Source organism: Salinicola socius, from assembly GCF_001937195.1.
GTDB lineage: Bacteria > Pseudomonadota > Gammaproteobacteria > Pseudomonadales > Halomonadaceae > Salinicola > Salinicola socius.
This window is the reverse complement of sequence record NZ_MSDO01000025.1, coordinates 133,808-156,484: the sequence shown is the minus strand read 5'-3', so window position 1 is coordinate 156,484 and position 22,677 is coordinate 133,808. Positions and strand designations below refer to the sequence as shown.

The 22,677-nt window shown below is 61.9% G+C and carries 17 protein-coding genes and 1 riboswitch; of the genes, 13 read left to right on the top strand and 4 right to left on the bottom strand.

The window, feature by feature from the left end:
- The 10 genes from BTW07_RS16585 to BTW07_RS16540 all read left to right on the top strand — a co-directional run.
- Positions 1-4,389: VCBS domain-containing protein (locus BTW07_RS16585; protein ID WP_144076942.1), on the top strand; the 4,389-nt coding region annotated here is incomplete at its 5' end.
- A 38-nt stretch (positions 4,390-4,427) separates the two neighbouring features.
- Entirely contained in the window at positions 4,428-6,656 is a 2,229-nt protein-coding gene (locus tag BTW07_RS16580; protein ID WP_075571281.1) for a type I secretion system permease/ATPase, read from the top strand.
- The gene (locus tag BTW07_RS16575) at positions 6,640-8,043 is read left to right on the top strand and encodes an HlyD family type I secretion periplasmic adaptor subunit (protein WP_075571280.1); all 1,404 of its coding nucleotides are present in this window, start codon (positions 6,640-6,642) and stop codon (positions 8,041-8,043) included. Before BTW07_RS16580 ends, BTW07_RS16575 begins: the two co-directional genes overlap by 17 nt.
- 39 nt (positions 8,044-8,082) lie before the next feature.
- On the top strand, positions 8,083-9,435 hold the full coding sequence (locus BTW07_RS16570; RefSeq protein ID WP_075571279.1) for a TolC family outer membrane protein: 1,353 nt from the start codon (positions 8,083-8,085) through the stop codon (positions 9,433-9,435).
- Between the two features lie 10 nt (positions 9,436-9,445).
- The gene (locus BTW07_RS16565; protein WP_075571278.1) at positions 9,446-11,365 is read left to right on the top strand and encodes an EAL domain-containing protein; all 1,920 of its coding nucleotides are present in this window, start codon (positions 9,446-9,448) and stop codon (positions 11,363-11,365) included.
- A 36-nt stretch (positions 11,366-11,401) separates the two neighbouring features.
- Positions 11,402-12,100, top strand: a complete 699-nt coding sequence (locus BTW07_RS16560) for a transglutaminase-like cysteine peptidase (protein WP_110661427.1) — start codon at positions 11,402-11,404, stop codon at positions 12,098-12,100.
- Positions 12,101-12,157: 57 nt separating this feature from the next.
- Entirely contained in the window at positions 12,158-12,733 is a 576-nt protein-coding gene (locus BTW07_RS16555; protein WP_144076940.1) for an EF-hand domain-containing protein, read from the top strand.
- A 63-nt stretch (positions 12,734-12,796) separates the two neighbouring features.
- Positions 12,797-13,108, top strand: coding sequence for a glutaredoxin family protein (locus BTW07_RS16550; RefSeq protein ID WP_075571276.1), 312 nt, complete (start codon positions 12,797-12,799; stop codon positions 13,106-13,108).
- A gap of 86 nt (positions 13,109-13,194) precedes the next feature.
- Positions 13,195-13,473: a peptidylprolyl isomerase gene (locus BTW07_RS16545; protein ID WP_075571275.1), complete on the top strand. Its 279-nt coding sequence runs from the start codon at positions 13,195-13,197 to the stop codon at positions 13,471-13,473.
- 283 nt (positions 13,474-13,756) lie between these two features.
- Complete coding sequence (locus BTW07_RS16540) at positions 13,757-13,945, top strand: CsbD family protein (RefSeq protein ID WP_075571274.1); 189 nt, start codon at positions 13,757-13,759, stop codon at positions 13,943-13,945.
- Between the two features lie 181 nt (positions 13,946-14,126).
- Here BTW07_RS16540 and BTW07_RS16535 read toward each other — a convergent pair whose 3' ends face one another.
- The 3 genes from BTW07_RS16535 to BTW07_RS16525 all read right to left on the bottom strand — a co-directional run bounded on the left by BTW07_RS16535 (position 14,127) and on the right by BTW07_RS16525 (position 18,743).
- On the bottom strand, positions 14,127-15,377 hold the full coding sequence (locus BTW07_RS16535) for a dicarboxylate/amino acid:cation symporter (RefSeq protein ID WP_075571273.1): 1,251 nt from the start codon (positions 15,375-15,377) through the stop codon (positions 14,127-14,129).
- 209 nt (positions 15,378-15,586) lie between these two features.
- Positions 15,587-17,509 (bottom strand): phosphomethylpyrimidine synthase ThiC, encoded by a 1,923-nt coding sequence (thiC, locus tag BTW07_RS16530; protein ID WP_075571272.1) that lies wholly within the window; start codon positions 17,507-17,509, stop codon positions 15,587-15,589.
- A 113-nt stretch (positions 17,510-17,622) separates the two neighbouring features.
- Positions 17,623-17,753, bottom strand: a riboswitch (TPP riboswitch).
- A gap of 99 nt (positions 17,754-17,852) precedes the next feature.
- Positions 17,853-18,743 (bottom strand): LysR family transcriptional regulator, encoded by an 891-nt coding sequence (locus BTW07_RS16525; protein WP_075571271.1) that lies wholly within the window; start codon positions 18,741-18,743, stop codon positions 17,853-17,855.
- 179 nt (positions 18,744-18,922) lie between these two features.
- Between BTW07_RS16525 and BTW07_RS16520 the strand changes: the two genes are divergently transcribed.
- On the top strand, positions 18,923-20,188 hold the full coding sequence (locus BTW07_RS16520) for an MFS transporter (RefSeq protein WP_244158419.1): 1,266 nt from the start codon (positions 18,923-18,925) through the stop codon (positions 20,186-20,188).
- 104 nt (positions 20,189-20,292) lie between these two features.
- Here BTW07_RS16520 and BTW07_RS16515 read toward each other — a convergent pair whose 3' ends face one another.
- Complete coding sequence (locus BTW07_RS16515) at positions 20,293-20,718, bottom strand: VOC family protein (protein ID WP_075571270.1); 426 nt, start codon at positions 20,716-20,718, stop codon at positions 20,293-20,295.
- A 119-nt stretch (positions 20,719-20,837) separates the two neighbouring features.
- On the opposite strand from BTW07_RS16515, the gene BTW07_RS16510 reads away from it, so the two are divergent.
- Both BTW07_RS16510 and BTW07_RS16505 read left to right on the top strand, forming a co-directional pair.
- Complete coding sequence (locus BTW07_RS16510) at positions 20,838-21,725, top strand: LysR family transcriptional regulator (RefSeq protein WP_075571269.1); 888 nt, start codon at positions 20,838-20,840, stop codon at positions 21,723-21,725.
- Positions 21,726-21,800: 75 nt separating this feature from the next.
- Entirely contained in the window at positions 21,801-22,667 is an 867-nt protein-coding gene (locus BTW07_RS16505; protein ID WP_075571268.1) for a pirin family protein, read from the top strand.
- Positions 22,668-22,677 lie beyond the last annotated feature (10 nt).

The following is a 22,677-nucleotide window of genomic DNA, read 5'->3' as shown; positions in this document are numbered from 1 at the left end:
ACCGAAGACAGCAACGTCAATACCTCGGGTAACCTGACCGCCAGCGGCGCGTTGACGGCGACCGATGCGGATAATGGCCAGAGTGGCTTCGTGCCGGGTAGCGCCAATGCCGCCGCCGGCACCCTGGGAACGCTTGCCATCACCGCCGGGGGTAACTGGAGTTACAGCGTTGCCAATAGTGCGGTGCAATACCTGAAAGCTGGCGAAACCAAGGTCGAGAATTTCACTGTCTCCACGTTGGATGGCACCACGAAAACGATCGCCGTGACGATCGTCGGCACCAATGAGCTGCCGGAGACGCTGGATGTGAGTGTCACTGGCAGGGAGGATCCGTCATCACTGATCGCGGTCAATCTTGCCGGAACCGATGTGGACGGCAACATTGGCAGTTTCGAGATCTCGAGCCTTGGCGCCAACGGTACCTTCTATCGTGACGCGGCGGGAACTCAAGCGCTGACGCCCGGTGCCTCGATCTCCGCCAGCAGCAATGGCGCGACGGTCTATTTCAAGCCGGCGGGAGATTGGGCTGGCACGACCACGCTCCAGTACGCGGCGATCGACAGCAGCGGCGCCAAAGATTCGACTCCGGCGACGGCAACGATCAATGTCACCGCGGTCGCCGATGCGCCATCGATCACCCTGAGCAGTAACACTGCCGCTGGCGCTGGCTTAACGCGCGACACCTTCTCCATCACGACGCTCGGGACCAACGGCAATGGCGCCGACCCGGCCGCCATGCAGGCCGCGATCGATCGCGCCGGTACACCCGCCAGCAGTGGCAATGTCACGGCTGCGGCCAATACCAATGTGGCCGTTGGCACTGGGACGCATCTGTCGGGACTAATCTATCTGGAAGCTGGGAAAACCTATGCCTTCAACGGCACTGGCGATGACAGTATCCGCGTGCTGATCGGCGGAAACGTGGTCGGACAGGGGACGTGGGGTGGCAGTTCCGGCAACTATTCCGGCAGTTACAAGCCGACGGTAAGCGGTTACTACACGCTGGATCTCTACCACCACAACCAGGCGGGGGCCGGCAGCTACTCGCTCAATGTCGGCGTCAACGGTGGCGCGTCGGTCCCGCTAAACGCGAGCAACTACGTGCTGATGCAGGATGTCAGTGCGCTGGATACGGCCAACGTCAACCATTCAGGGCTGTTGGGCTCCGATGGAAAGGGCAATGGCTACTATCAGCTCTACGCCATGAACCAGGGCGACGAGGATAGCGTCGTTCATCTGTCGAAGATCGCGGCAGCGCTGACCGATATCGATGGCTCCGAGACGCTTGGCAGCGTGCGCCTGAGTGGCATTCCTGTTGGTGCCACGATCAGTGATGGCACCAATACGTTCGTCGCCACCAGCGGCAAGACCAGTGTCGACCTCGGTGGCTGGAACCTCAACACGCTGACGGTCAAGCCGATCGCCGACTATAACGGGTCGTTCAATCTCGTCGCCTCGGTCACATCAACCGAGAGCAGCAACCGCGATACGTCGACTACCAGCGTAACGATTCCCGTCACTATCTATCCGGTAAACGACGCGCCCGTCATCGTTGGCCAGAGTAACGCTGCGACGGTTTCCGAGGACGGGCTGCCAGGCGGTGTGCCGGACACTGCCGGAACATCGGATACCACGGACTCCGCCGTCACTACAGGCAGAGTCGTTGCGACGGATGCCGATAGCGATACTCTCACCTATGCGTTGACGGCGCCGACCACGGCGTTGACCTCGGGTGGCGTCGCGATCACCTGGAGCGGTAGCGACAGCGGTACCTTGATCGGCTCTGCCGGTGGCAAGGAGATCGTCCGCGCGACGATCGATGCCAATGGCCAGTATCAGATAACGCTGAAAGCGGGTGTCGATCATCCGAAAGCGGGCGAGGACACGCTGAGTTTCAATCTCGGTGTGAAGGTCAGCGATGGCCGCGTGACGGCCAACAGCTCGATCGGCGTGACCGTAGAGGATGATTCGCCGGTGGCGAAATCTCAGTCGTTGAGCCTGGTCCAAGGCGCCGTCAGCACTAACGTACTGCTGGTGGTGGATACGTCTGCCAGCATGAGCGAGAAAGTCACGGTTGGCGGGGTCGAACAGACCCGGCTGCAAGTGCTTCAGCAATCGATCAAGGAAATGCTGACCCGCTATGACGATATCGGGAACGTCAAAGTGGCACTCGCGACGTTCTCGGACCAACTGGACACGTCGCCCAAGTACAGCTGGCTGACGGTGCCTGACGCGCTAAAAGTGGTGGACGCGCTCACGACGAGCGGAGGCACCAACTACGACTATGCGTTGAGCAACGCGCAAATGGCGTGGAATACCGGTGGTAAGCTGACAGGTGACGTGCAGAACGTGTCGTACTTCTTTTCCGACGGGGCGCCGACACTCTCGAGCGACAATCCGTCCGCTGGTTATTACGACCGGTACGGATACTTTTACGGCAATTCCGGCACTTCCACCGAAACGGAGTTGGGGGACGGAATCAGCAGCTCAGAAGAGTCCGCCTGGAAAGCGTTTCTCAGCAAGAATGCCATCGACTCGCTGGCTCTTGGGATCGGCGGGGACGCCAAGCAGACGTATCTCGATCCCGTGGCGTACGACGGGCGGGGCGGAGTAAATATCGACGCGGTAGTGGTCACCAACCTGGATACGCTGGCTAGCGTAGTCAGCGGTACGGTGGAAATGCCGTTGCTGCAGGATGGGGTGATCAGTGGCAGCGCGCATGGTCTCTCCTCGTTTGGTGGGGACGGTGGTTACATCAAGAGCCTGGTGATCGATGGCGTTACCTACTCCTTCGACAAAAGTAGCGGTGCGGTCACCGCATCCTCGAGCACGGCCGTCTTCAGTGTCGACAACAGCACGCATGCCCTGAGCGTGACCACGGCGCTGGGTAGCAAGCTGGTCATGGATATGGACGATGGTAGCTATCGCTATACCGCCAAGTCCGGCAGCTACGGTGTCGATTCGATTCTCTATACGCTGAGTGACAGCGACGGTGATACGGCCAGCGGGGTCATGAACATCAACGTCAAGAGCGGTGTGACGGTCGCGATGGATGATCGCATCATCACCAATATCATGAGCCCGAGTCTTACGATCGGGGCCGATGTCCTGCTGGCCAACGATGTCATCAAGGCGGATACAACCGCCACCGCGACGGGGCTGACACTGACCACCGGCTGGAAGGATCGCACGGCCGATTTCACCGCGGCGAGCGTGCAGACGCAGTCGTTTACCAACAGCGACAATTTTGCGCTCAATCGGAACAGCTTTTCGATCGCGAATCAGCCCGCCAATGTCGCCACGACGATCGTTCGCGGCTATCTGGCGGGTGCGACGGGACTGTTGTTCCCCTCTTTCGGGTCGAATGCTCGCGATACCATGACGTTGACTCTGCGTGCGGGCGAGTCAATGACACTGTCGACTACGGCAGCAGCAGGCGTTGCACTCTCTTATCGAGCAGAGGGCGGAAGCGATACGTCGCTTGCCGATGGCGGAACTTTTACAAACCTCAGTGGTGTTGATCGCAACTACACCATCACGGTCCAAAACGTACAGGATGCCAATGCAACACTCTTTAATCCTGGCCTGGGGGCCGAGAACTACGATCTCACCATGCAGATTGGTTATCCAAATAATCCAACGCTGACCTCCAGCTACACTCTCACCGACAGCCAGGGGGGCACCGATACCGCGTCGGTGACCGTCGACTATCAGCGCGGTCAGTCGCTGACAGGTACCGACAGCGACGATACGCTGGTGGCCAACAACAGTGCGACAGTGATCAGCGGTGGCAAGGGCGACGATGTCCTGATCGGTGGAAAAGGAAATGACATTCTCACCGGCGGAGAGGGCGACGACATCCTGCGGGGCGGCGAGGGCAACGATACGCTCAGTGGCGGTGCCGGTCGTGATCGCCTGTTCGGTGGCGTGGGTAACGATACCCTCGACGGCGGCGCTGGCGCCGACCGTCTCGAAGGTGGAAAGGGCAACGATATTCTGACCGGCGGCGACGGCAGCGATACCTTTGCCTGGATGCGCGGCGATCAGGGCTCCTCGGCGACACCGGCCATCGATCGGGTCACCGACTTCAAGAGCGGTGCCGGTGGCGATGTGGTCGATCTATCCGACATGCTCGACATCGGCTCGAGTAGTCTTTCCAATGCGGCACTGGCCTCGTTGGCTTCGCAGTATCTGCATTTCGAGAAAGGCACGACGGCGGGCAGCAACAATGGTTCTACGCTGCAGATCAAGACCGACGGCCCGGATGGCGCAGTGACGCAGAAGATCGAATTCGGCAACGTCGATATGACCACGCTTGGCAACTCGGATACCGATATCATCAGGACGTTGCTGGACAACGGCAATCTCAAGACGAACCTCGATGGGTAAGGCAAAGGCTGAACATCGACTGACAGGAGGCCGCAGGTTTGGCTGAAGAACCGACACCGCTTCGACCCGACCCGGTGGGAGAGAAGGAGATCGACCCGCTTCTTGGCGCGTTGATGTTTCTTTCCCGCCACCACGGCACGCCGAGATCGGCCGATGTCATCAGTGCGGGTCTGCCCCTCGACGATGGCAGGTTGACGCTGTCTTTGGTGCCGCGGGCGGCCCAGCGGGCGGGACTGTCGGCCAAGCTGGTGAGTCAGCGGGCGGATCGTGTCGCCGATATCCTGCTGCCGTGCATTCTGATCCTGCACGGGCGGCGTGCCGTGGTGATGCTGGCGCGCGACGAACAGCGTCGGCAGGCGACGGTGTACATTCCCGAGGCAGACGGTACCGAGACCGTCGACATGGCCTCACTGTGCGAGCAGGCGACCGGCCAGGTGATCTACGCCCGGCGAGAGCACCGCTTCGATGACCGTGCTCCCGAAACCGTGAAGCTGGCCGAGGGTCACTGGTTCTGGTCGACGCTCAAGCTTTCGACGCCGATCTATCGAGACGTACTGATCGCTTCGCTGTTGATCAACCTGTTCGCGCTGGCAGCGCCGCTGTTCACCATGAATGTCTACGACAAGGTGGTGCCGAACCTGGCCTTCGATACGCTCTGGGTGCTGGCGACCGGCATGGGGATCATCGTCTGCTTCGACCTGCTGATGCGTCAGGTGCGCTCCTGGTTTCTGGATACGGCCGGCAAGAAATCCGAGGTGCTGCTGTCGGCCAAGATCTTCGCCAAGGTGATGAACCTGCGTATGGAAGCTCGCCCCGTCTCGGTGGGTGCTTTCGTCAAGCATTTGCAGGAGTTCGATTCGGTCCGCGATTTCTTCACCTCGATGACCATGACCACGCTGGTCGATCTGCCGTTCGCGATTCTGTTTCTGATCGTGGTCTGGATCGTCGGCGGGCCGCTGGTCTGGGTGCCGATCGTGGCGCTGCTCATCCTCATCGGCTACAGCATCATCATTCAATGGCCGCTCAAGCGCTCCATCGAGCTGGGTTCGCGGCTGGCGACCGAGAAGCACGCAAGACTTGTCGAGAGCGTGGCGGGACTGGAAAGCATCAAGCTTGCCAATGCACAGGGCGAGACGCAGCGCCGCTACGAGCGCGCCGTCGGCGAGATCGCCAAATGGGGAGTGAAAAGCCGCAACCTGTCGACCTCGGTGTCGTCGCTCACGATGTCCGTCAACCAGATATCGACGGTAGCGCTGGTGGTGCTCGGGGTCTATCTGATCGGCAACGCCCAGCTTTCGATGGGCGGCTTGATCGCGGCCGTGATGCTGACGGGACGTGCACTGCAGCCGCTGGCGCAGATGGCGCTGCTGATCACGCGCTTCGGCCAGACCCGCAGCGCCATGGCGGCGATCGACCACATCATGCATCTGCCGGACGAGGTCGACGAGGCCAAGAACTACGTTCATCGCGACAAACTCAACATGCGCATCGAGTTCGACCACGTCGGCTTCCGTTACGGCGAACAGTCAGCGGAAGTGTTGACCGATGTCTCGTTCACCATCGAGCCGGGTGAACGTGTCGCGATCATCGGCCGCATGGGGGCGGGCAAGAGTACGGTCGAGCGGTTGATGAGCGGACTCTACCGCTCGACGGCGGGAAGCGTGCGCATCGACGGTCTCGATATCAATCAGATTCATCCCGCCGACGTGCGTCGTCATATCGGCTTCGCCGGGCAGGATAGCGCGCTGTTCTTCGGCTCGATTCGCGACAACATCATTCTCGGCCAACCCTACGCCAGCGACGAGTCGGTGCAGCGGGCGGCGGACATCGCCGGAGTGAGCGAATTCACCCGACGCGATCCCGATGGTCTCGATCGTCAGATCGGCGAGGGTGGCCGGCTGCTCTCCAGCGGCCAGCGTCAGGCTGTGATGCTGGCACGAGCGATCCTGACCAACCCTTCTCTGTTGCTGCTGGATGAGCCGGGCTCGCACATGGACAACCGTGCCGAAGCGATGCTGCGACGCACGCTGCGCGACCTGCCACGCAGCCAGACACTGGTGCTGGTGACGCACAAGAGTTCGATGCTCGACGTGGCGGACCGGATCATCGTCCTCGACTCCGGTCGGCTGATCGCCGATGGGCCCAAGCCGACGGTGCTCAAGGCGCTCAACGAAGGCCGCGTACAGGCGCCGCCGAGTGCCGACTCGATACCTGACGCAGCCCCGGGCGGCAACCAGCAGGAGGTGCGGCATGGCCAGCGCGGATAACGTCGTCAAGTGGCCGCGGCCCAGCGCGCGCGAACTGGAACTGGCCGACGACGCCAGTGCCGCTACCCTGTTGGCGACGCCTTGGCGCTCGCGCATCATCATCTGGATCCTGCTGGCCGCCTTCATCGCCTTTCTGATCTGGGCCGGGCTTTCCAGCATCGAGGTCGTGACCCGTGGCACGGGGCAAGTCGTTCCCTCCTCCCGTCTGCAGACGATCCAGAACCTGGAGGGCGGCATCGTGCGGGAGCTCTACGTCGACGAAGGCGATGTGGTCGATGCCGGTCAGCCGCTGGCACGCATCGATCCGACCCGAGCGACTTCCGACCTGGCCGAGCGTAACTCCACGCTGGCCGGGCTGCAGGCCACGGTGGCGCAGTATCAGGCCGAACTCTCCTCCGTCGAGGTCAATCCCGATGCCGCGGCGTGGCGCGATCAGGTCGCGATCAGCCGTCAGCCGATCCCGCTCAGTGATGAATTCCAGACGACCAATCAGGATATCTACACCGCGGCGGCGAGTGCCTACAGCGCACGCATCAATGGTCTGCAGTCGCAGCTCGACCAGGCCGCGGCCCAGATTCAGCAGCGCCAGCAAGAGCTTGAGGAGATCCGGGCGCGGGTCGGTTCGTTGTCGCGCAGCTACCAGCTCTCTCGGCAGCAGCTCGGGATTACCGCGCCGCTGGTGAAAGAGGGCATCGTCTCGCAGGTCGACCTGCTCAATCTGCAGCGCGAGGTCAATGATCAGCGTGGCGATCTGGAATCCGCCCAACTGTCGATCCCTTCCAAGCAGTCGGAACTGGAGGAGGCGATCAGCAAGCGTCGCGACGTCGCCGCGCAGTTCCGTTCGCGCAGCGCCGATGCGCTGACCGAAGCGCGCAACAAGCTGGACAGCCTCCAGCAGGGGCGGGTCAGCCTGCAGGATCGTGTCGACCGGACGCTGATTGTTTCTCCGGTTCGGGGCAGCGTGCAGTCGATCAACGTCAATACCATCGGTGGTGTGATCGAACCCGGCGCGAGTCTGATGGAGATCGTGCCGATCGAGGAGCAGCTACTGGTCGAGGCGAGGATTTCGCCGCGAGACGTCGGCTTCATTCGCGTGGGACAGCCGGCGACGGTGAAGTTTTCCGCCTATGACTTCACCATCTACGGGGGCATGAAAGGACAGGTCATGCGAATCAGCCCGGATACCGAAGAAGACGACAAGGGCAATACCTATTACGAGGTGACTGTGCGTACCGACAGCAATCACCTGGGGAAAAACGTCGATGACCTGGCGATCATTCCCGGGATGCAGGCGACGGTAGATGTGATCACCGGTGAACAGACCATCCTGCAATACCTGCTGAAACCGATACTTCGTGCACAGCAGGGGGCGATGCGTGAACGCTAACCGTACGCAGCGAGACAAGAACGAGGGGAACAAGGCGTCATGATGAAGCGATGGATTCTGTCCGCCGGCCTGGCAGCGCTTGCCGGCAATGCCCAGGCGCAAACGCTGACCCAGGCGGTAACGCAGGCGGTCATGGAATATCCCACCACGCGTACCGAGATGGCGCGCTATCAGCAGAACCTGGATGACGCGCGAGCGCAGCGGGGTGCCTACCTGCCCTCCGTCGATCTGGAAACGCGGGTCGGCTACGGCGAGAACGAGAGTGAGATCGACGGGGTTTCGCAGTCCAGCGATCCCCATAACTATCGTCGCGCCCAGATCACGTTGTCGCAGCTGATCTGGGACGGCAATACCACGATCGAGCGCATTCGCCAGGCCGATGCCGAGAGCGATTATCAACGCTGGCAGGTGGCGGCCGCCGCCAACCAGATTGGTCTGGTGACGGTCCAGAGTTATCTCGACGTGCTGCAGTCGCAACGTCTGCTCGAACTCGCGCAACGCAACGTCGATACCCATCAGCGGATCGCCTCGGACATTCGTCGACGTGAAGAGCTCGGTGCCGGCACCACCACCGACACCAGCCAGGTCGAGGGACGCCTGGCCCAGGCTCAGGCCAGCCTGATTTCCGCCCGCAACAACCTCGACGATGCCGTTTCGGCTTTCGTGCGTTACGTCGGCGAGTCTCCCCGTAATCTCAACTTGCCCGATGATGTCGACATGGGCGCCGTTCCCGGGGACTTCGATTCGGCCATGGCGATGGCGACCTCGGACAACCCGCTGGTGATTTCGGCATCGCATTCGATCGAGGCGGCGCGACACGAGGTGGCTGCCGAGCGTGGCGATTTCCTGCCCACCTTCCGGGCCGAGGCCAGCCGATTGGCCAGCCGCGATTACGACTACGAGGGCAACGACGCCGACGACTGGAATGCCGATCTGGTGATGTCTTGGAATCTCTATCGCGGCGGTATCGACAGTGCCGAGATGCACTCGCGGGAAGAAGCGTTGCGCGCCGTGCGGTATGACAGCGATCGCTCGTTGCGCGAGATCCGCGATGAACTGCGGCTGGCCTGGAATGCGCGGGACTACATCACCAGCCAGCTGCCGTTTCTCAGACGCCACGTCGAGGCCAGCGAGCAGACTCGGGTCAACTATCGCAAGCAGTTCGATATCGGGCGTCGCACGCTTCTGGACATGCTCGATAGCGAGACCGAGCTCTTCGATGCGCAGCAGGCGCAGGTACAGGCGGAGTTCTCGCTACGCCAGGCCAACTACCGACTGCTGTCCGCCACCGGCCAGCTGCTGGACACGCTGCAGGTGAACGTCGGCATGATCGGTGGTCCCGACGATCGCTATCCCGTGTCGGAAGCCGCCAACGACCGCCCCCAGGGCTGAGGAGATATCTATGAGCCTGTTTCGGCGTTCGGTCGCGATCATGGTCGGCCTGTTACTGCTGTTTTCAGCCGGTATCTTCGCGATCGAGGTGCATCAGACCCGGGCATCCCTGGCGGAACGTCAGCAAGCCGACGTCGATAACCTGGCCCAGGCCTTGAGTCTGTCGCTGGTGCCTTTCGTCGAGATCGGCGACTGGACCAGCGCCGAGACGCTCATGCGGGCGGCTGCCGACGGCGGCGCGGTACGTCAGATTCGTCTCGAAGCCGTCGGCCAGGAAGAACCGTTGGTCATCGGGTCGCGTCGTGAAAGCGAGACGCCGGGCTGGTTCCAGCATCTGGTCGCGTTGCCCAACGCGGTGAGTGAGCGCGAGATCAGCGGGGGCTGGTCGGCGCTCGGCAGCGTACGCATCGCATCCGAGAGCGCTGGCGCCTACGATCAGCTGTGGTCGCTGGCGCTGCAGATGCTGACCTGGATGGCCGTGGGTATGGTCGGTGCCGTGCTGCTGTGCGTGCTGGGTTTCAAGTTGCTGCTGGGGCCGCTCAACCGCCTGGCCCGCAGCATCGCCGACATGCAGATCGATGGCTTCGACACGCCGCTTCAGCCCAGCCGCATCCGCGAACTGCAGGGCATCACGGAGTCGGTCAACCGGCTCGGGGCCCGACTCAATCAGCAGTTCGAGCAGCAGGCGGAACAGGTCGTTCGGCTGCAGCGCATGACCGAACAGGACGCCGTGTCTCAGCTCGGCAACCGGGCCTATCTGTCGCGTTCGCTCGACGAATGGCTGTCGGCCCCAGTGGGGGGGGCGCTGGTGATTCTACGTATCGATCATCTGCAGGAACTCTACCGACGTGATGGCTTCGAGGCGCGTGATCAGGCCATTCGCAGTCTGGGCAGTCATCTGCAGGGCGCCCAGCTGGGCGGGCGAGCCGTACTGGCCGCGCGTCTTTCCGCCGAGGAATTTGCGCTGATCCTGCCGGACTGCGACGACGAAACGCGGGAGCGCTGGCTCGAGGAGACGCTGAATCGTCTCGACGACGTCGTCGATGCCAATCCGCTGGCCGAGACGCGTTCCGAGCACACCCGCGCGGGTGTGGTGCTGAAAGAGTCGGGAATGACGCGTGAAGGCGCGCTGGCACGCGCCGACAGCGCCCTGCGCGACGCGATCGAGCTGAGCAGGCGCTGGGTCGTGGTGCGTCCCGAGAACACGCTGGCGGCGCGGGGAAGGCAGGAGTGGCGGCAAGTCATCGATCATGCCTTGACCGAGCGCAACGTCAGTTTCGTGGCCCAGCCGGTACTGATGATCGACGGCAGCGAACTGCATCGCGAGGTTTTCGTTCGCCTGAACGAGGGTGATATTCAGCATCCGGCCTACGCGTTTCTCCCTGTCATCAACCACTTCCAGATGGGAGCACTGCTCGATCGTGCCGTGCTCGAGAGCCTCGGCGAGCGAGCGGGGCAGTTCGAGGGCCGGTTGGCGATCAACCTGACCGCGGATTCACTGGTGGATCAGGCCGCGTATCGACGGCTCATCGGTTGGCTCGAATCGCATCCACGGTTCGCCGCCATGCTCGATCTCGAAGTCAGTGAAGAGATTGCGCTCGAGCATCTCGATATCGTTCAGCAACTGTTTCGTAGCGCGCATCGACTGGGTGCCCGCTGCGGGGTGGATCGGTTTGCTCGCAACCTGCAGGCGATGGCCTATCTGGCGAGATTGCGTCCCGACTACGTCAAGATCGACCAGGGCTTCTTCGTGCGCGAAGAGGTGGATACCGAATTCCTGCGAAGCCTCTGCATGGCGGCGCATCAGGTCGAGTCGCGGGTGATCGTGACACGGGTCGAATCCGACGAGCAGCGCCAACGCGTGGAGGCGGTGGGCGCCGATGGGTATCAGGGTTACCTGGCACCGATCTCGCCGCTGACGTTGCAATGAGCCCGGACCGCACGCTCGTGGCGTCGGTCTGACACGATGAGGTCAGTTCTCGAGCGCGGCACGTCTGGCCGCCGCGCCTTGCGGCTGCTGGGCCTCGCCGGCATGGTCGTTCTGCTGCAGAGCGGACTGCCAGCGGCCGAGGCGCTGCCGCGGTTGCCCCCAGAGCAGCAGGTTGTCTCGATCTATGGCCAGACGGGGTGGCAGCGGATACGGCAATGGCAAGTGCTTATCGATCGGCTGCAAGGGCGGGCAGTGAATACGCAGCTGGCCGGGGTCAACGACTTCTTCAATCAGCTGCGTTTCGTCGACGATATCGATGTGTGGCACGTGGAAGATTACTGGGCCACGCCGTTCGAGTTTCTCGGCGTGGGCGCGGGGGACTGCGAAGATTTTGCCATGGCCAAGTATCTGACGCTGCGGGAGCTTGGCGTGCCGGATGCGCAGTTGCGGCTGCACTACGTCAAGTACATCCCCTACGATCAGTTTCATATGGTCGTGACCTGGGCACCGTCTCCGACGACGCCACCTGTGGTTCTCGACAATATCGTCAAGCCGATCGAACCCGCCTCCCGTCGCAACGATCTGGTCCCGATCTACAGTTTCAACGGCAGCCATCTCTGGATCAGCAAGCTGGGCGGGGGTGGACGTGAAGTCGGCGAGTCGAGCCGACTGAGTTTATGGCAGAGCTGGCAGCAGCGGCTGGATGACGGCACGCTGCGCGATCCGCGGCGCTAATTCCACCGTCGCTGTCAGCCCGAATCGCGAAGGGAGTTCCACGATGAGTAATACACGATGAGCCTTAAACGGGATTGGCGATCGCGGGCGTGGCTCGCTGTGGCGCCGACGGCACTGCTGTTGGCGGCATGTGCCACTTCGTCGCCCAGTCGCGATGTCGTCGTCGACCACCCGACATCCGCGGGCATCGACCAGGTCAGCGCCGACCATGTCTTCGAGACGGCGGATAGTGACGCCGATGGCTATCTGATGCCGGTGGATGTCGAACGGCTGGGACTGGGTGGCAACTGGCACACGCTGGATGCCGACGGTAGCGGCCGCGTCTCTCGCCCGGAGTTTCGCGATCAGTTCGCCGCGCCACTGATACAGGCTACGCTAAGATTGCCCGGTGACATCGAGAACGCTCAGCCGCTGGTTTCCAGCGAGTTTCTGCTGCCCCCGGAACCGCCCGCCCAGCGTTACGTACCTGCACCCGTCACGGCGCCGACCCCTGCAAGCATGACGATGCCGTTCAACGCGCCAGTGGTGATTCCGGTGCTGATTGACGATCAGGAGGCCGCCGCGCTCGATGAAGCCAGTAAAGATACCGAGGCCGATACGTCGGACACCGATATGTCGCTGCCTTCGAACTGACGCGATCTCAGAAGAGCGGCACCGATCATCATGTCCAACCGAATTTTGAGGTGGTTAACGACCATGTTTTCAGCGACCCCAATCGTGCGCTCGGCGGAAGTACAGAACGACATCGACCATGCCTGCCAGCGTCTCGCCCTTTATCACTTCAACAGTTGCCCGTTCTGCCAGCGCGTTCGCGTTCGGATTCAGCGGCTGGCGCTGCCCATCGAACTGCGCGATATCCAGCGTGATCCTCGGCATCGGCAGGACCTGATGGCGGGCGGCGGACGGACGATGGTGCCGTGCCTGCGCATCGAGAAGGAGAATGGTGCGGTGGAGTGGATGTACGAGTCGGCGGACATCAATCGCTATCTGGAGCGGCGCTTCGGCTGAAAACGGAGATCGATTGTCGGTGACTCAGGCCGGTGGGGTTTCGTAGAATGGCCCTTTCCCATTGATCAAGATTCAGGTGTGATGTCATGGCACAGGCCAGCGCCCGCCATATTCTCGTCGACAGCGAACAGAAGTGTCTCGAGCTCAAGCAGCAGATCGAAGCCGGCAGCGATTTCGCCGAAGTGGCGCGTCAGCATTCCAGCTGTCCCTCCGGGCGTCAGGGCGGCGAGCTGGGTACTTTCGGTCGCGGTCAGATGGTCAAGGAGTTCGATGAAGTCGTCTTCAATGGTGCCGTCAACGAAGTGCACGGCCCCGTGAAAACCCAGTTCGGATATCACCTGCTGGAAGTCACCTCGCGCACCTGACTTGCGCACCTGATAGGTCGTCGGGCCGCCCGCATTCGGGCGGCTTCTTTTCTTTCCGGTTACCCCCCCCCCCACCTTTCCTGCCTGTTTACCATTGCGGTGATCGGCCTCTTGGTATCGGTCCCGTGGTCACGCCCGCCACTCAAGCACAAAACATTACCAAATTTTCCATTTGGCTTTTCCGCGGCGAACTACGCTGAGGATACGCTCACCGTCGCCGAGGGTTCGGTATTGACAACGCGGCGAGCGGATAAGGATATCCACGAAAAGCGAGGTAGTACTGATGACTACGAATTCGAAGTCAGACAAGACGGAAGGCAAGGTCGACAAGGTCGCCGGTAAGGTAAAGGAAGCGGCTGGCAAGATGACCAAGGACCGCGAACTCGAAGGTAAAGGCAAAACTCAGCAAGCCAAGGGGGATGCCAAGTCTGCCAAGGGCAATCTCAAGGACGCCACCAAACCACGCCACTAACAACTCGAGTCATCGAACCTCGTAGTTGCCAATGTTTCATGACTCCAAGGTTCTTTATTCAGCAGCCCCGGCATTCTCCGGGGCTGCTCTCGTCTCAGACTGGCAGTTCAGTTCAGTTCAGTTCAGTTCAGTTCAATTGGGTTCAGTACCGAAACTCGACAGCCAGCATCGACTGGAGCACTCAAGCCTTGCCGCGACTGTTGTAAACCTCCAGATCCAGCTCTTTCTCGCTCTTGCCGACCAGTGTCGTCACCATCAGATCGCCGGCGACGTTGACGCTGGTGCGCGCCATGTCGAGGATACGATCGATTCCCGCCACCACGCCGATCGCTTCAAGCGGCAGTCCGATCTGCGCCAGCACGATCGACAGCATGATCAGCCCCGCACCGGGTACGCCGGCCGTACCGATCGATGCCAGCGTGCCGGTCAGTACGATCATGCCGTAATCCATCATCGTGAGATCGGCCCCGACCAGCTGAGCGACGAACAGCGCCGCGACACCCTGGTAGATCGCGGTACCGTCCATGTTGATGGTCGCGCCCACCGGCAGCACGAAACTCGATACACCTTCCGAGACACCGAGATTCTTCTGGGCACAACGAATCGAAACCGGCAGGGTGCCGGAGGAGGAGGCCGACGAGAACGAAACGACCAGGGCGTCGATGATGCCCTGCAGATAGCGCATCGGATTCAATCGGCCGACCAGGCTCAGCAGGCCGGTATAAACGACTAGAACATGAACGATGCAGGCGAGGTAGACCACGCCGATGACCTTGGCCAGCGGCAGCAGCACGTCCAGCCCATATTGTCCGGAGACGTTGGCCATCAGACCGAAGACCCCGAATGGCGCGAACGCCATGACGATGGCGGTGAGCTTGTACATCGCTTCGGCGAAGCTTTCGAAGACGCGCACGACGGGCTCGCCTTTCTCGCCGATCAGCATCAGGGAAATGCCGAGTCCGATGGCGAAGACGATGATCTGCAGGATATTGCCCTCGATCATCGCCTGAAGAGGATTCGACGGCACCAGGCCGACGACGATATCGACCAGCGACGGCGCGTCGTTGGTCTGCTGCGCCGCGCTCATCGACGCATCCGCGCCGACGCCCGGCTGGAAGATCGTCGCGGCGACCAGGCCGATGACGATCGCGAAAGCGGTCGTGATCAGGTAGAGCCCGATCGTACGGGCGCCGACACGGCCCATCTTCTGCGGGTCGCGCATCCCGGTGATGCCGACGACCAGGGTCGAGAAGACCAGCGGCACGATCAGCATCTTGATGCCGTTGATGAAGATATCGCCGAGCGGTTTGAACATGCTGGCCTGTTCGCCCATCAACGCACCGGCGAGCACACCCAGCACCAGGCCCGTGATGATCTTTTGCCACAGGGGAATGCGTCGCCATAGATTTGGCCGGGAGGTTGTTGCAGTCATGCGCGTGGTCCTTTTGCAGGCGAAATTGCCGAGGGCAAAAGCGCGCATTTTACGCATCCCCGGGCCTTTTGCGATCCGTCCATTCGAAAACGGGATGGCATATAACCTGATTGCGACCAAAGTCTCAGCGCGTCGATCCGGCAGTGAAGCCTGCGTCGACGCTCGGAAGACGCAGGCCCGCTTGCACAGGCGTTGTACCGCCGGCGGTATCAGATTTCCCGATACAGCTCACCGCCCTCACGCTTGAACCGCTCGGCCTGCTCGTTCATGCCGGCGTCCCGCGCGGCGATCACCTCGTCGGCATTGCCGCCGAAGCGTTCGCGGACCTCCTGGGTGATCTTCATCGAGCAGAACTTCGGCCCGCACATCGAGCAGAAGTGGGCCACCTTGGCGGCATCCTTGGGCAGCGTCTCGTCGTGATAGGCACGGGCGGTATCCGGGTCGAGTCCGAGATTGAACTGGTCCTCCCAGCGAAATTCGAAGCGTGCCTTGGACAGCGCGTTGTCGCGACGCTGGGCGCCGGGGTGCCCCTTGGCCAGGTCGGCAGCGTGAGCCGCGATCTTGTAGGTGATGATGCCGGTCTTGACGTCATCCTTGTTGGGCAGGCCCAGATGTTCCTTGGGCGTGACATAGCAGAGCATGGCGCAGCCGTACCATCCGATCTGCGCCGCACCGATGCCGGAAGTGATGTGGTCGTAACCGGGTGCGATATCGGTGGTCAGCGGGCCGAGCGTATAGAAGGGCGCTTCATCGCAGCACTCGAGCTGCTTCTCCATGTTCTCCTTGATCAGTTGCATCGGCACATGGCCGGGGCCTTCGATCATTACCTGCACGTCGTGTCGCCAGGCGATCCGGGTCAACTCGCCCAGCGTTTCGAGCTCGGCGAACTGCGCTTCGTCGTTGGCATCGGCGATGGATCCGGGGCGCAGACCGTCACCCAGCGAGAACGAGACGTCGTAGGCCTTCATGATCTCGCAGATGTCCTCGAAATGGGTGTAGAGGAAGCTCTCTTTGTGGTGATACAGGCACCATTTGGCCATGATCGAGCCGCCCCGGGAGACGATGCCGGTGACGCGCCGGGCCGTCATCGGAACATGGTGCAGGCGCACGCCGGCGTGAATGGTGAAGTAATCCACCCCCTGTTCCGCCTGTTCGATCAGGGTGTCGCGGAAGATTTCCCAGCTCAGGTTTTCGGCCACGCCGTCGACCTTCTCCAGCGCCTGGTAGATCGGCACCGTGCCGATCGGTACCGGCGAGTTGCGGATGATCCACTCCCGCGTCTCGTGAATGTTCTGGCCGGTGGAGAGATCCATGATGGTGTCTGCGCCCCAGCGGATGCCCCAGGTCATCTTGTCGACCTCTTCCTCGATCGAGGAGGTCACGGCCGAATTGCCGAGGTTGCCGTTGATCTTCACCAGAAAGTTGCGCCCGATGATCATCGGCTCGCTCTCGGGATGATTGATATTGGCCGGGATGATCGCCCGGCCGCGAGCCACTTCGTCGCGCACGAACTCCGGCGTGATCTCGTCGGGCAGCTCGGCACCGAAAGATTCGCCCGGATGTTGATGATCAAGCATGGGATCTTGGTAAGAGCCGAGCATCGGATCGAGATGGGCACGGCTTGCCTCTCGCCGACGCTGATTCTCCCGAATCGCGATGAACTCCATCTCCGGGGTGATGATGCCCTGGCGGGCGTAGTGCAACTGGGTGACGTTGGCACCCCGTCCCTCTGTTGTCATGCGGGCACGACGTGGCGTGCGCCGGAGCTGAAATCGCAGTGTCGAAAGGCGCAGGTCCTCCGCGCGCAGACGGCCGTAACGAGAGCTCGGGCCCTCGAGCCATTCGGTATCATCGCGTTGGTCGATCCAGCCACGGCGCAGCTCGGGCAACCCGCGACGAATGTCGATCTCCGCTGCAGGGTCGGTATAAGGGCCGGAAGTATCGTAGACGGTGAGCGGTGCGTTGGGTGCGAGTCCGCTTCGTGTCTGCGTCGGCGAGAGCGCGATCTCGCGCATCGGCACCCGGATATCGGGACGCGAGCCTTCGACGTAAATCTTTCGCGAGGCTGGCAACGGCGCGATGGCAGCGCTGTTGACGCGGGCGGTTTCGGAGAGAAACTGTGGGGATTTCATGTTCGGTCGTGCTCCGTGGCATGACTTGCCAGGCGTATTTGCCAAGGCTATCGGGTCAGGCCGGCGCACAGCGCAGGAGGGGGAGAACGAATCGACGGAACGGTATCCGGGAATGAGATTCTCCGCTTGATCCCTACGCCGGTACTAGCCGGATCAGGTTCGTCGGGATCCGTCGTGGCGCCGTCGAAAGACTCTCGGCGCAGGACGATCTCAGCCGGTTCCACCGGCACCCCGTCAAGCTGGCGATAGCGTTCATCGCCATCAGCAGTCTGTGGCGAGGGTCGGGCTGGGTCAAGCAGGGTTTACGTCCGGGCCACGGTTGTGGTGTCGATAAAACTGCGCTTCATGGATCGACGGCGCGCTCGACCAGATCGATGAACGCCTGGGCCTGTGGCGTCAGTTGGTGTCTCGTATGGGTCAGCCACACCTCGGAAACCGCGTCCCCGTCACTGATGGGCCGATAGCGAACATTGTCGACCTGGATATGCTGGAACGAGGCGGGCAGGATCGAGACCCCGAGCCCGCTGGCGACCAGGCTGATGATGGTGTTGGGACCGCCGACCTCCTGGACCAGCCGAGGCGCCAAGCCGCGTTTGGCGAATAGCGCATTGAATTGATCCAGCAGGCCGGTGCCGGCGGCGGGCGAGAAGTAGACGAACGGGTGGGTTGCCAGTTCGTCGAGCGTTAACGGTAGCGCGCTGCCGCCGAGCGGGCCCTGTTCATTGACCACGGCCATCAGCGGTTCGCGAATCAAGGTGAATGCCGCGAGGCCATCCGGCAGGGTCGCGGGGCGCATGATCCCGATATCCAGGTCACCCTGGAGCAGAGGTTCGATCTGGCGCTGGCTGTTGAGCTCGTGCATGCGAAGCTCGACGTCGGGGTAGCCTTGCCGATAACGCATCAGCGTCTGCGGCAGCGTTGGCGTCAACGGTACCGACGTGGTGAAGCCGATACGCAACTGACCGGCCTCGCCACGCCCGAGCCGGGACACTCGACGCGTGGCGCGTTCGGTTCGCGCCAGAATGTCACGCGCTTCATCGAGCAGCAGTCGGCCCGCCTCGGTCAGCTCGACGCGGCGATTGGTCCGAGTCAGCAGACGCGTGCCTAGTTCGCGCTCCAGCGCCTGGATCTGCTGGCTCAACGGTGGCTGCGAGATTCCCAGCCGCTCGGCGGCGCGGCTAAAGTGAAGCTCTTCGGCCACAGCGACGAAATAACGTAGATATCGTAGTTCCATGGGGAAACTCGCAGCTCCATTGAGTCGAAAAACCTCTCAAAAGCATCGAATAATATATTAGAAAGCTTAATGGCGGCGGCGTAACCTACCAAGGTCTACATCGAATCTCTAAACCCCTGATGCCCCCGAAGCACCTTCATTCCCGGTCGGCTTCGGTCATCGATATCGGGAGAACCGGGTTGTCTCGCCACTCCTCATCCGAGATCCACCGCGCTACGCAGGCCACTCATCATCAGCTGGAACGCGAGGCGGAAACCGTCGAGAGCGGTTTCATCGAGCGCGGGCAGCGCGGTTACCGGCCGACCATGCTGGCGCTCTTTCTCGGCGCCTTTTCAACGTTCGTGCTTCTCTATTGCGTGCAGCCGCTGATGCCGATCCTGTCGGACGCCTTCGGTATCGATGCAGCCACCAGCAGTCTGTCGCTGTCGGTATCGACTGGCATGCTGGCGGTCGGGCTGTTGATTACCGGTCCCATTTCCGATGCGGTAGGGCGCAAGTCGGTGATGACGGTCGCGCTGCTGGCGGCGTCGACCTGTACGCTGCTGGCGGCGGTGATGCCCAACTGGACCGGCATTCTGATCATGCGAGCGCTGGCGGGGCTGTCGCTTTCCGGGCTCTGTGCGGTGGCGATGACCTATCTCAACGAGGAGATTCATCCCCGCTACGTGGGGCTGTCGATGGGGCTCTACATCAGCGGCAACTCGATCGGCGGCATGAGCGGTCGCCTGATCAGCGGCGTGATGGTGGACTGGGTGCCGTGGCGCTGGACGCTCGCTACCATTGGCATCGTGGCGCTAATCGCGGCGTTGCTGTTCATGCGCTGGCTGCCGCCATCCCGGCACTTCACCCCCCGCCCGCTCAACTGGCGCAGTGTTCTTTCCGGCTTCACCGTTCATTTCAAGGATCGAGGGCTGCCCTGGCTCTTCGTCGAAGCCTTTCTGCTGATGGGCGGCTTCGTCACGCTCTACAACTATATCGCCTACCGTCTGCTGGCCGAGCCCTATCAGGTGAGCCAGGCGTTGGTGGGGCTGCTTTCGATCGCCTATCTGTCAGGCACCTACAGTTCGGCCTGGGCAGGGTCGCTGGCGGACCGGCTCGGGCGTCAGCGGATCTTCTGGATGTTCATCGCGATGATGCTGGCAGGCTTGGCCATCACGCTGTTCGAGCCGATCAGCCTGATCCTGATCGGCATGCTGGTCTTCACCTTTGGTTTCTTCGCCGCGCATTCGCTGGCTAGCGGCTGGGTCGGCCTGCGCGCCAGGCAGGCCAAGGGGCAGGCGTCGTCGCTCTATCTGTTCAGCTACTATCTCGGCTCCAGTGTCGCCGGCACGCTCGGTGGTGCCTTCTGGTACTGGGGCGGCTGGAACGGGGTGTCGCTGTTCATCGCGGTATTGCTGCTGACAGCGCTGGCGATCGGCGGATTGCATCTGCGGCGGCTTGCCTAGCGGCTGCGTCGTTTCTCAATGAAAAAAGCTGGCGATCTTCTGATCGGCAGCTTTTTTTTACGGCCTGAAGACAGGAATTTTACGCCCTGGCTAACCGGCAAAAATCACTTCGCGAAGAGCTGGCCCATATCCTTGAACGCCTTGAATTCCAGGGCGTTACCGCACGGATCGAGCAGGAACATGGTGGCCTGTTCGCCGGGCTGGCCCTTGAAGCGCACGTAGGGTTCGATCACGAACCGGGTGCCAAAGCCCTGCAGGCGCTCGGCCAGCGCTTCCCACTCCGGCCAGCTCAGCACGATGCCGAAGTGCGGCACCGGGACATCGTGACCGTCGACGGGATTGGTATGGGCCGATTCCTGCGAGGGCGTCTGCGGGTGCTCGTGGATCACCAACTGGTGACCGTAGAAGTCGAAGTCAACCCACTGTTCGCTGGAGCGACCTTCGTTCAGGCCGAAAGTCTCGCCGTAGAACTGGCGGGCGGCGGCCAGGTCGTGGACCGGGATTGCGAGATGAAAAGGGGAAAGTGCCATGAGGTGTTCCTTGTCGCTGTGAGGTTCGGGGTATTCTGACTGCGGGTTTATTTGATGAAAAGCGCATATTATTGCTGCCTGATATCAAATATTGTGGATTCTCGACGCGCTGGCTGCCCATGCTCAAACAACTCAGGACCTTTCTTGCCGTCGTCCGTCACGGCACCTTTTCTGCCGCCGGCAGTGCGGTCGGGCTGACCCAGTCCGCGGTGAGCACCCAGATCCGAACTCTCGAGGCCGATATCGGCGAGCCGCTGTTCGATCGGACGGGGCGTGCCGTTCGACTCAATGCGGCCGGACGTCGGCTGCTGCCGCAGGCCAATGAAATGCTGGCGTTGGCCAGCCGGATTCGGCACGCCGATGCGGATGGATTGACCGGGGAGTGGCATCTGGGTGCGATCGCCAGCCTGCAAAGCGGAGTACTCCCCGAGGTTCTGCAAACGCTGACCCGCGAGGCACCGGGGGTGATGACTCGCGTCGTGCCTGGCGTCTCGCTGGCGCTGCTCGACCAGGTCGATAAGGGCGATCTGGATATGGCGTTGATCGTCCGGCCACCGTTCGCGTTGCCTCCCGACCTCTATTCCCGAGTCATCGCTCGCGAGCCGTTCGTCATGATCGCGCCACTCGATGCCGAGGAGGGACCGGCGGAGTCCCTGCTCGAGAGCCATCCGCTGGTGCTCTACGATCGGGGCTCTTTCGGGGGACGTCAGGTGGTGCGGTTTCTCGAGCGTCGGCGTCTGCGCCCGTCGATTCGGCTGGAGCTCGACGAGATCGATGCCATCGCGCGAATGGTGGAATGCGGTCTGGGTGTCGCGCTGATTCCGCTTGCCGGGTTGTGGCGTCGCCAGCAGCCGCTGCCGGTGCGGGTGATCTCTCTGGAAGAGCAGCGGTTTCATCGTGAACTGGTCATGGTGTCCCGGCTTTCGCCGGCCGAGTCGCCGCTAGTGGCATTGATCGAACAGGCGCTGCTGTGTCTCGACCAGGCCAGCGACGATTCAATGCAATGAAACGGTGAAAATCATTCGCTTTTTTCGTACGTGGCCTGATCTAGACTGCGAATGAATCTATCAGGGAGAGCCTTCATGTCCGCGTCTACGCCACGCCGCGTCATCGCCCAGCACGCTGCGATCCGCGATGATATCGGCGATCTGACGACTCGCCGGCCGTTACCGGGTCCCGGGCTCGATCAGCTCGATCCGTTTCTGTTTCTCAACCATCACGGCCCGCAGGTCTACCCCACCAACAATCGCGGTTTGCCGTTCGGGCCACATCCTCACCGGGGCTTCGAGACCGTGACCTTCATTCTCGAAGGCTCGCTGGCCCATGCCGATAGCGCCGATCATCAGAGCGTGATTCGTGCCGGTGGCGTGCAGTGGATGACGGCGGGCAGCGGCATCGTGCATGCCGAAATTTCACCGCCCGAGTTTCTGCGCGACGGCGGGCCGCTGGAGATCCTGCAGTTGTGGATCAATCTGCCGGCCAGCCTGAAGATGAGCGAACCGCGCTATGTCGGATTACAGCGAGAGTCGATTCCTGCCATTTCACTGAACGGTGGCGGAGAGCTTTGCCTGATTGCCGGTGAGCATGGCGCATCGACAGGTCCCATCGAGACGCTGACCGACGTCTTCATGTCGACGCTGTCGTTTCCTGCCGGCGCGAGCCATCGACTGACGGCGCCCAGTGGCCGCCAGGTCTTTCTTTACGTCGTCGATGGCGAGGTGACGGTGGGCGGCGCGCCGGTCAAGTCGCGGCATCTGATCGAACTGGATCGTGACGGCGATGGCGTCGAAATCGAAGCCACCACCGACGCTCGACTGCTGTTCGGTCACGCTGATGCGATCGGGGAACCGGTGGTGTCGCACGGTCCATTCGTGATGAATACCCGTGAGGAGATCGTCGAAGCGATCGACGATTACCAGGCCGGGCGCTTCGGGGGGTTGGCACAGTAACCCGACACTG

Excerpts from the sequence above, each read along its gene's own strand:
- BTW07_RS16575 (WP_075571280.1), top strand. The coding sequence starts at position 6,640 with ATGGCCAGCGCGGATAACGTCGTCAAGTGGCCGCGGCCCAGCGCGCGC.
- BTW07_RS16570 (WP_075571279.1), top strand. The coding sequence starts at position 8,083 with ATGATGAAGCGATGGATTCTGTCCGCCGGCCTGGCAGCGCTTGCCGGC.
- BTW07_RS16565 (WP_075571278.1), top strand. The coding sequence starts at position 9,446 with ATGAGCCTGTTTCGGCGTTCGGTCGCGATCATGGTCGGCCTGTTACTG.
- BTW07_RS16560 (WP_110661427.1), top strand. The coding sequence starts at position 11,402 with ATGAGGTCAGTTCTCGAGCGCGGCACGTCTGGCCGCCGCGCCTTGCGG.
- BTW07_RS16555 (WP_144076940.1), top strand. The coding sequence starts at position 12,158 with ATGAGCCTTAAACGGGATTGGCGATCGCGGGCGTGGCTCGCTGTGGCG.
- BTW07_RS16550 (WP_075571276.1), top strand. The coding sequence starts at position 12,797 with ATGTTTTCAGCGACCCCAATCGTGCGCTCGGCGGAAGTACAGAACGAC.
- BTW07_RS16545 (WP_075571275.1), top strand. The coding sequence starts at position 13,195 with ATGGCACAGGCCAGCGCCCGCCATATTCTCGTCGACAGCGAACAGAAG.
- BTW07_RS16540 (WP_075571274.1), top strand. The coding sequence starts at position 13,757 with ATGACTACGAATTCGAAGTCAGACAAGACGGAAGGCAAGGTCGACAAG.
- BTW07_RS16535 (WP_075571273.1), bottom strand. The coding sequence starts at position 15,377 with ATGACTGCAACAACCTCCCGGCCAAATCTATGGCGACGCATTCCCCTG.
- thiC (WP_075571272.1), bottom strand. The coding sequence starts at position 17,509 with ATGAAATCCCCACAGTTTCTCTCCGAAACCGCCCGCGTCAACAGCGCT.
- BTW07_RS16525 (WP_075571271.1), bottom strand. The coding sequence starts at position 18,743 with ATGGAACTACGATATCTACGTTATTTCGTCGCTGTGGCCGAAGAGCTT.
- BTW07_RS16515 (WP_075571270.1), bottom strand. The coding sequence starts at position 20,718 with ATGGCACTTTCCCCTTTTCATCTCGCAATCCCGGTCCACGACCTGGCC.
- BTW07_RS16510 (WP_075571269.1), top strand. The coding sequence starts at position 20,838 with ATGCTCAAACAACTCAGGACCTTTCTTGCCGTCGTCCGTCACGGCACC.
- BTW07_RS16505 (WP_075571268.1), top strand. The coding sequence starts at position 21,801 with ATGTCCGCGTCTACGCCACGCCGCGTCATCGCCCAGCACGCTGCGATC.